This window comes from Clostridium sp. CCUG 7971 (genome assembly GCF_017590215.1).
Classification (GTDB): domain Bacteria; phylum Bacillota; class Clostridia; order Peptostreptococcales; family Peptostreptococcaceae; genus Faecalimicrobium.
Window position 1 is genome coordinate 1 of record NZ_JAFFPK010000046.1, and the last position, 6,129, is coordinate 6,129.

The following is a 6,129-nucleotide window of genomic DNA, read 5'->3' on the forward strand; positions in this document are numbered from 1 at the left end:
TAATTTTCAAAGTTCATTTTCAACTTTCGTTGTTTTTTTGTTTGTCGTCCGTATCTCTCTCGGACAAGTAATACTATATCACCTTAAAAATATATCGTCAATAGTTTTTCTTAATTTTTTTTAGTATTTTTTTATTTTTTCTTTATCATTTAAAGTTATACACATACTTTTTCTAAACTATCCACATTATCTACAATCTGTATTTAGCTTATATAGCAATTCAGTATTATAATATCCACAATTTTACGGTTAACTTTTGAAAAATTTATATTTTTAAACTTTTATATAAAAATAAAACCCTAATATTATTAGAGTTTTATTTTCTATACATTAAATTAATCCATTATTGTTCCATCTTGTATTTTTATACAAACATCAGCTTCTCTAGCTATCATGTCATTATGAGTTATCATTATAAGTGTCTGATTATAATCGTTCACACATTCTCTTAATATACTCATAACTTCATCTGTTGACTTTGTATCTAAATTTCCTGTAGGCTCATCTGCAAATATAATTTTAGGTTTATTTATAAGCGCTCTAGCAATGGCAACCCTTTGTTGTTGACCTCCAGATAATTCATTAGGAAATTTTTTTATTTTATCCTTTATTTCTAGTCTCTCTAGTAATTTTTCTAGATATTTTTTATCTACTTTTCTATTTTCTAATAATGAAGGCATTATTATATTCTCATATACATTAACAACTGGTATTAAATTAAAATTTTGAAACACAAATCCAAAGTTATTTATCCTTATATCAGCTAGCTTTCCATCTGGCATGTTACTTATTTCTTCATTATTATAATAAACTTTCCCATCAGTTGGTTTATCAAGACCTGCCATACAATTTAATAATGTACTTTTTCCAGAACCACTAGCACCTACTACAGCAATAAATTTATTTTCTTCTATATTTAAATTTATATTCTTTAAAACATGTAACTCATTTTCATTTTTACCATAAACTTTGTTTAAGTTTTCTATTTTTAATATCGTCATACTAATCCCTCCTTATTTATTCATTCATATTAATTCCATCTGATATGCTCATTTTTTCTAGTTTTTGCTTAGACAAGTATACCGATATAATACAAACTACTATCACTAAAAAAATAAATATCACTATTTCATTAAAAGGCACTTTGAATTTTTCTAGATTCTTAGCCCCAAATCCAACTTCCATAATCTCATTAACCATAGATACATCTTTGTATCCTTTATATATAGCGTGAGCAGAACCTAGTATACAGCTAAGAAATGCATAAATTAAAGATTCCTTAATAAGCATGCTTTTTATCTTTTTCATACTCATACCAATACTTCTTAAAGTTGATAGCTCCCTAGTTCTAATTAGTATTCCTGTTTTTATAGTGTAGTAAATATTTAATGAAGCTACTACAGACATAAGTAATAATAAAAACATACTTTGCATCTTCGCAGTTTTCTGTAATTTTTCGTGTTCTGCTTTGTATTTCCCTATGCTTTCTATATTGTTGTAATCCTTATTTCCAATCGTTTTTTCTATTTTATTTTCTACTTCTTTTTCTTTTCCACTAGAAGCTTTTACTCCTATTACATTAATATCATTTATATTAGTCAATTTAGATAATTCTTCGATTGGCATTATTACCGTTATCATTCTTCCATAGAAATTATTTAAAATCCATTTTCTATCTAAGAAACCAGCGATTCTAACTTTTTCAACTTTATAGCTTAGCTTTCCATCATTTACTGATGGCATTTTTATTTCAATCAGTTCTCCAATTTTCAAATCTTTATCTATTGGTTCATTGGTTCCATCAGTGTGATTATTAACAAAAACATTTATATATTCACTATTTTTCTCATCACTTTTTTCTTCCATGTATTTATCTAATTTTTTCAGATCTTTTTCTGTATAACCTCTAACTTCTAAATATGATTCATTCTTATTCATAGACCCAGGTAACACTAATTTTCCATCTATATAGTCTACACCGTCTATATTTCTAATTTTTTCTATATCATTCTTACTATACACCCCTAGAGCATTTTCTACATTATAATCGTCTTTATTTAGTTTTATATCATACTCACCAAGATTTTGACTTGGCATATGCATTACATCCATACCACTTTTATTGTAATTTGATAATGAAGTGATATACATAGATCCAACTAATCCCATAGATAATATACAAAGAATGGCTCTTGTCCTAAATCTAAATACATTTTTATATGCCATCTCTCCAGTTATATTAAATACTTTTCTTATCCATTTATAATAAAATCTATTTCTAAATTTTCTATTGCTAAAGTCATTATTTTTCATCCCCTCTACTGGAGATATTCTAGTAGCCTTGTATATCGGAACTATATTTGAAATAAACACAGTAGTTATTGCTATTAATATTGGTATCAATATTGCTTCTTTAGTTATATAAAGACTTGGATTTTGAGGATACATTTTAGATATATAACTATATACATACCCTGCACCAATTAAAAATCCAGATAATACACCAATAGTTACTAATATTAAGCTTTGTATAAAAATCATAGAACATATTTGATGCCTTTTAGAACCTATCGCTCTTAACATCCCTATGGATTTTTTCATGTCAAATAAAGTCATCATAAAAATATTACATATTAAAAGTGCCGATACAGCTATAGGGAATAACATGTTTCTTATTTCATAGCTTGTTGCTTCTTCACCAACACCAAGAGAGTTTAGTCCTTGAATTAAGCCGATATTCATAGTAAAGTTATACTCTGTAAGGCCGTATTTTTTCATCCTTTTATACATATTATCCATTGTAATCTTTTCATTTTCTACATTTAAAATACCATCATTGGTAATAAGATTTTTTGGTATTAAATTTGTATATCCACCTGTAAAAGCTCTAAGCGTATATTCTTTATACTCCTGGTAATAGTCTTTAGTTCTACTGACTACTCCAACTAATTTAAATTTATGATCTTTATTGTATATTTCTTGATTTCTATCAGGATTTTTATATTTTTTAACTATATTAAAATCTATTTCTTCACCTAATTTATTTTCTAAATTCATTTCCTCTATAGCTCTATTATCTAAAACTATCTCATTTTCATTTTTTGGTTCTCTTCCTTTTATAAGTTCATACTTGCTTTCTTCTAAATAATATGGACTATATGTATTAAGAATACTCTTAACACCATTTTTATAAACAATACTACCTAAATTGATTATCTTATATGTAGCATCACTTGTATTATCATTTAATATTTTTTGCAATGCTTCATTATCAATATCATTGTATTCATAGTCATAAGTTCCAAATGTCTTATGTAATTTTTCAGTTCCTAACTTTATATTTGTTTGTTTTTGAACAATGTTGGAAAATGATATTAATGTAGCTAATCCTATGGCTATTATTATAGAGAAACTTCTCCCTTTTTGCTTTTTCAAATAAGAAAAAGCTAACGTAAAAACACCTTTCATAATTACCTCCTTTTTGACTAATATATAGCTATTTAACGCTAATTAGTTTTATTTGAACTAATGCACCTAACTTTATTAACAACTTACTTCACCTTCCAATGAATAAAGATATAATTTTTATGCAAAAAAATAGATGCTATCCTCTTTTGACTAAAGGATAGCATCTATTTTTTTTATGTACAATGCACTATGCACAACTGTGCATTTTAATGTTACAACTGTCATGTTTTAGTTTTTATAATACTGATAAAAGGATTTCAAGGTACACGTTTTTAAATTCTTTAAATCTATATCTACTTACAGGAACTTCTTCTTTATTCTCCATAATAGCTATATACTGTTTTACATTTTCTACATAGTCCAAATTAACCAAATAACTTTTATGACATCTATAGAAATTTTTTTGGTTTATTTTACTTTCTATTCCATCCATAGTCATATTAATAGAGTGCTCGGATGTTTTTGTATGTATAGTTATTTCTCTTTTTAACACTTCGATATAATAAATATCTGCTGTGTTTATCTTAAATATTTCAGTTTTAGAACTCAAAATTAACTCTTTACCCTTATTTCTCTCTATTTCATTAAAACAAGAAATCAAATGTCTCTCTAGATCGTCTAATTTTATAGGCTTTAGTAAATACCTATAAGCCCTTACTTCATATCCTTCTTGTACATAGTCTATTAAAGATGTTGTGAATATAATTTCTACATTTTTATCATACATAGTTCTTATTTTTCTAGCTAAGTCCATTCCATCAATCTCTTCTAATTGTATATCTAATAAAAATATATCTACATTCTTTGGATAATCTTTTATTAAACTTTCTCCATTGCTATAAATTAAAAGCTCATATTCTTCATTTCTACTTTCGAAAATTTTTTCAATATACCCTTTTATCAACTTTTGTTGGCTTAATTCATCTTCACATAATACTATTTTTTTCATAGTTCAAATTCACTTCACTTTCTATTGGAATATAAATATCTAGTTCAAATTCATTACCCAAATCCTTGAACCTAAACTCTCCATTGTACTTATTCAATGAATTTTCAACGCTTTTTAAACCTATTCCATGAAAATCTTTATCTGTTTTACTACTTATAATATTATTATCCTCTGTTTTTATATCATTTATTTTTGAGTTCACACTCTTCAATACAAAATAATTTTTAACTATAGTTCCTCTTATATATATTTTTCTTTCACTATCTTTTATCTTTAAACATGCTTCCATTGCATTATCTAATATATTCGAAAAAATACTACACACATCAATCATTTGCACGAAGTTACATTTTTCAAAATTTATATCTGCAAAAAAATCTATATTATTATCTATACAAATATCATTTTTTTCTTTAAGTATAATATCTAATATATCATTTTTAGTGTTATATATATATTCTATTTTTTCTATTTCTTTTCGAAGTTCCATACTATATTTACTAGCATTTTCATTTGCATCAATATTATTGATGCAGAGCAAATGATTTTTTAAATCGTGATAAAGTCGTTTAGTTCTACCTTGATCTTTTTTTATTCTTTCGTAGTAATTGTATTGAGCTTTTATTTTTTCTTCTATCACTACTTTTTCCTTTTCTAATATTATTGATTCTTTTATCTTCTTAATTGTAAATATTAAAAGTATAAAAACCACAACTAATGACTGAATTATATTTTGATATAAAAAACTACCCATCAAATTCCATATCTCTTTATATGTTGAATTTTTAAATTGAACTCCATATATCCAAATAGACTTATCTATAAAATTGTATATATACAAAAATGTTACTAAAAATATAACAGTTAATATACTTATTATGTATTTTTTTTCTTTAAAAGTATTACTATATTTTTTAATATTAAATTTAATATAAATAAAATGATAGAAACTAGTCCTTCACGTAAAATTGCAACTAATACACCTGGATAGTTATCGCCGCCAAACCCAATAGCTATACAAAAAAATGTAAGTCCCCAATAAATTATATTCCTAGTAATAAAAAGGACATTTTCATAGACTGTAAAAAACATAAACGATTTCCACAAATTCATTTCATAATTTTTTTTACAAAAATACATAATTATAGAAACAAATATAATTTGGAACAAATTCAATTCCATTGACCATAAACCTAATATAACTATTCTATTCAAATCAAAATAATTATTCAGATAAACTAAAACCACGATTAATATTATAAATTTCCAAAGAGAACTTTTTACTTCTTTGTCTTCTCTCTTTTTGCTTTGGTAAATATCAAGAAAACTTTTAAATACTAAAATTTTAAATACAATTAATAACATATATGCCGTTTCCAATACAAATGATTCCATAAATTCCCCCCTTACAATTCTACCATAGGAAAAATATTTTAACACTTTAAATAACTATATATACGATCAACTTTTACTTAGATTTAAATAATTAAAACGCAAAAAACACAGAACTAAATAAAATAATTCTGTGCATAAAAAAAGATTACGCGGCTACGTCTTACTCTCCCAGGCAGTTGCCCACCAAGTACCATCAGCGCTAAAGAGCTTAACTTCTGTGTTCGGAATGGGAACAGGTGTATCCTCTTTGCTATTGTAACCACATAATCTTTTATTTTAGAGTTAATACTCTGAAAACTGCAAACATTTATTGAATT

At 25.5% G+C, this 6,129-nt stretch carries 5 protein-coding genes and 1 rRNA gene; all 6 read right to left on the reverse strand.

Annotated features, from left to right (window positions below):
• Positions 1-335 precede the first annotated feature (335 nt).
• The 6 genes from JWF52_RS06780 to rrf all read right to left on the reverse strand — a co-directional run bounded on the left by JWF52_RS06780 (position 336) and on the right by rrf (position 6,076).
• Entirely contained in the window at positions 336-1,001 is a 666-nt protein-coding gene (locus JWF52_RS06780) for an ABC transporter ATP-binding protein (RefSeq protein ID WP_208332792.1), read from the reverse strand.
• A gap of 16 nt (positions 1,002-1,017) precedes the next feature.
• On the reverse strand, positions 1,018-3,468 hold the full coding sequence (locus tag JWF52_RS06785; protein ID WP_208332794.1) for an ABC transporter permease: 2,451 nt from the start codon (positions 3,466-3,468) through the stop codon (positions 1,018-1,020).
• A gap of 235 nt (positions 3,469-3,703) precedes the next feature.
• Entirely contained in the window at positions 3,704-4,417 is a 714-nt protein-coding gene (locus JWF52_RS06790) for a LytR/AlgR family response regulator transcription factor (RefSeq protein WP_208332796.1), read from the reverse strand.
• Positions 4,395-5,258, reverse strand: a complete 864-nt coding sequence (locus JWF52_RS06795) for an ATP-binding protein (protein ID WP_208332798.1) — start codon at positions 5,256-5,258, stop codon at positions 4,395-4,397. Before JWF52_RS06795 ends, JWF52_RS06790 begins: the two co-directional genes overlap by 23 nt.
• A 35-nt stretch (positions 5,259-5,293) precedes the next feature.
• Complete coding sequence (locus tag JWF52_RS06800; protein ID WP_208332800.1) at positions 5,294-5,812, reverse strand: hypothetical protein; 519 nt, start codon at positions 5,810-5,812, stop codon at positions 5,294-5,296.
• 147 nt (positions 5,813-5,959) lie between these two features.
• Positions 5,960-6,076, reverse strand: a 5S ribosomal RNA gene (gene rrf / locus JWF52_RS06805).
• Between the last annotated feature and the right edge of the window lie 53 nt (positions 6,077-6,129).

Bases quoted from the DNA above. Each gene is read 5' to 3' on its own strand.
- JWF52_RS06780 (WP_208332792.1), bottom strand. From the start codon at position 1,001: ATGACGATATTAAAAATAGAAAACTTAAACAAAGTTTATGGTAAAAAT.
- JWF52_RS06785 (WP_208332794.1), bottom strand. From the start codon at position 3,468: ATGAAAGGTGTTTTTACGTTAGCTTTTTCTTATTTGAAAAAGCAAAAA.
- JWF52_RS06790 (WP_208332796.1), bottom strand. From the start codon at position 4,417: ATGAAAAAAATAGTATTATGTGAAGATGAATTAAGCCAACAAAAGTTG.
- JWF52_RS06800 (WP_208332800.1), bottom strand. From the start codon at position 5,812: ATGGAATCATTTGTATTGGAAACGGCATATATGTTATTAATTGTATTT.